Genomic DNA, 3,241 nt, shown 5'->3' with positions numbered 1-3,241 from the left:
GATTTATGAGTATCTGCGTGAAAATTTTGAATCGGATATTAAAATGGATATTGTGATGAAGGAAGAAGAATTTGTTTCCGCACTATCCTTAAAAAAATATGATCTGATTTTAGCTGACTTTATGTTGCCCGATTTTAATGGGTTTGTGGCATTAGAGCATGTAAAATCAATATGCCCGGCGACACCGTTTATTTGTGTATCCGGTTTCATCGGGGAAGAAACCGCTGTGGAACTTCTGAAAAAAGGCGCCACCGATTATGTTTCGAAAGATAAACTGGGGCGATTGAAACATTCCATAGAAAGAGCAATAAAAGAAGCAAAAGAAAATGAAGAGAAAGAAAAACGGGCGGCCGAGCTAATCATTGCCAATAAAGAACTTGCCTTTCAAAATGAAGAGAAAGAAAAACGTGTGGCAGAACTTAGTAAGGCCAATGCCTATCTGAACAATTTGTTCAACAACTCCAATGTGGCAATCATCATTTCTGATGAACAATGGAATATCAAACAAATCAATCGTACCTTTAAAAATTTAACAGGCTATAGTGAAGATGAGGTTCTCGGAAAATCCATCAGCATTCTTTTTCCACTTGACAAGGTAAACGAATCAATCAATCGCATAAAAAATTCATTGGATGATAATTCCTGGGACACCATTGAAATTGAGATCCTGCATATTGACGGTTCTGTTCGAACCCTTTTGTTGAACACAGCAATTGTGTTTGATTCAGATGGATTAACGCCTGTTTCAATTATTTGTCAGGGTCAGGACATTACTGAAAGAAAAAAATCCGAAAAAGAAATCCTGTATTTAAGCTATTATGACCAGCTCACCGGGCTTTATAATCGGAGATTTTACGAAGAAGATTTAAAAAGACTGGATACGAGAAGGAACCTGCCGTTGTCCCTGATCATGGGAGATGTTAACGGTTTAAAACTAATCAATGATTCCTTTGGCCATGCTATGGGTGACGAACTTCTTAAAAAAGCGGCAAAAGTGATAAAAAAAGGATGCCGCATCGATGACATCATTGCCCGGCATGGCGGGGATGAATTTGTCATCATTTTACCTAAAACCAATGCCGCGGAAACAGAGAAAATCATTGAACGGATTAAGGACTTGTCCGCAAATGAAAAAATTGGCGGCTTCGGCATTTCAATTTCCTTTGGCTGTGAAACAAAGGAAAAGGAGGATGAAAATATTAAAGCCATATTCAAAAAAGCGGAAGATCGGATGTATCGAGACAAGCTTTATGAAAGTCCCAGCATTCGGGGCAAAACAATTGAACTCATTATGAGTACCTTATATGAGAAAAGCCAGCGAGAGCATTTGCATTCGATCAGGGTCGGCGCGCTTTGCGCAGCGATTGCAGCCGAAATGGATTTTAGCAAGGATGATGTTAATCAGATTAGAACAGCAGGGCTGATGCATGATATCGGAAAAATCGGCATTGATGATAAAATTCTGAATACTCCCAGAGAATTAAGACCGGATGAATGGCAGGACATCAAAAGGCACCCGGAAATCGGGTATCGAATATTAAGCTCAGTTAATGAATTTTCGAAAATAGCCGATCAGGTGCTGCAACATCACGAACAGGTTGATGGTGAGGGCTACCCCAAAGGACTGAAAAGAAACGAAATTTTATTGGAGTCAATGATTATCGCCGTTGCTGAAGCATTTGAAGCAATGACCAGTGATTGGACGTTTCGAAGGGCATTAAGTGAAGAAGAGGCCATCAATGAACTCAAACGATGTTCCGGGACCAAGTTTGATCCTGACATAACACGTTTATTCATCGAAAAAGTTTTAGGGAAAGACTGATATTAGACGCATCGACTGGAAGTTGAGTGGTGAAGATACAAATAAAGATAAGAAGGTCAATTAATCATTTAAATAAGGTAACTATTCAGTCGCCTGTGAAAATAACATAGCTTCTGATTGACCAACTAAGGCACGTTCGATTGCCGTGTATGCATTTATTCCATGCTTATTGGCAGTGCCGAGATAAGACATGATTGTCACAAATGTATCTGCGCCTTCTTTGGTCCTGAAACAACCGGTGTCTTCATAAGATTAAGTCCTTTTCCTTTATGCCCGGGTTGAGCACCTGCTTTTTTTCCGGAAGGCTTTCTCAGACTTTTGGGCTTTGGCTTATTAAGTCCATCACTTGATGGTGGTTTAGAACTGTTTTTGTTGAGACGTTCTTCCAGGGTTTTAATTGTCTCATTCAGTTGGTCAATCATGCCAAGCAAATCTGATTTTTCCTGAGTAAGTTTTGTGATAACTGCAGCTTGAGCAGTGACCGTTACTGTAAGTACATCGAGTTTACTCATTAATTTTTCGAACATATCCGGGGTGAAATTATTGGTCAAATCGATCACTCCTCTTTCTTTTTAAGCTACTCATAATATAGTATTTATAAACATTTCAAATACTTTTTTGAATAAAAGACCTTTTAACATGGGAAACTGAATAAAAAATAAGCACCTATTTTTTCAAGTTAAAAAGACTGCTTTGATTTAGAAAAGCGGTCTTTTTAACGTCAAAAAAATCTTTCCCATTTACATCAATATCTAAAAACTTCAGCATAGATAATCAACTATCTAATTTAAGATATTATTCGAATACCAACTTTAGTTGCAGTGATCAGCCAATTATGTAACACCAATTGCCGATGCTGTCGCGACAGGAGAAATTACAGCTCCACCTGCTGCTGTACCCACAATCAATGTTCTTTTATGAGCGTCAACTTGTATTATTATTGTAAACAATATGTTTACTAAGCATTTCCTCACATCCTTGGTACAACTAATGTATTTATTAAGTATTGTGCCTTATCATTATGACTATAATCTTATATGAGAGCGATTCCGTATCAAATTAAACTTTATTAGAGATTAGGAAACTTTATGATGATTCTGGGCAGTCCGATTTATTTATGAGATTATTATATTCCTAGGAGGTACCCCATGAAGAAATTTAAAATTATGTTTGTTACCATTGTTTCTTTTTTATTGTTTACGACCGTTGGCGTGTTTGCGGCCACAACCACACCGGCAGCAACTGCACCTGCTACAGCAACTGCAGCAACACCTGTTGCGACTACACCTGTTGTGACTGATCCCGTTGTGACTGATCCTGTTGTGACTGATCCTGTTGTGACTGATCCTGTTGTGACTGATCCTGTTGTGACTGATCCTGTTGTGACTGATCCTGTTGTGACTGATCCTGTTGTGACTG

Annotated in this window: 3 protein-coding genes; 2 read left to right on the top strand and 1 reads right to left on the bottom strand. The window is 38.5% G+C overall.

Annotation, left to right across the window (positions count from 1 at the left end):
• A partial coding sequence (locus VIK44_RS02465; RefSeq protein WP_331552262.1) for a diguanylate cyclase occupies positions 1–1,822 on the top strand: 1,822 nt, incomplete at its 5' end.
• Between the two features lie 197 nt (positions 1,823–2,019).
• Here VIK44_RS02465 and VIK44_RS14195 read toward each other — a convergent pair.
• Positions 2,020–2,373 carry a DUF6444 domain-containing protein gene (locus VIK44_RS14195; protein ID WP_414637045.1) on the bottom strand — a complete coding sequence of 118 codons (354 nt, stop codon included), beginning with the start codon at positions 2,371–2,373 and terminating at the stop codon, positions 2,020–2,022.
• A gap of 597 nt (positions 2,374–2,970) precedes the next feature.
• Between VIK44_RS14195 and VIK44_RS02455 the strand changes: the two genes are divergently transcribed.
• Positions 2,971–3,241: hypothetical protein (locus tag VIK44_RS02455; RefSeq protein WP_331552261.1), on the top strand; the 271-nt coding region annotated here is incomplete at its 3' end.

This window comes from Acetobacterium sp., assembly GCF_036508315.1.
In the GTDB taxonomy this organism is placed as follows: domain Bacteria; phylum Bacillota; class Clostridia; order Eubacteriales; family Eubacteriaceae; genus Acetobacterium.
The sequence above is the reverse complement of the archived record's forward strand: the minus strand, read 5'-3'. Positions and strand labels throughout refer to the sequence as shown.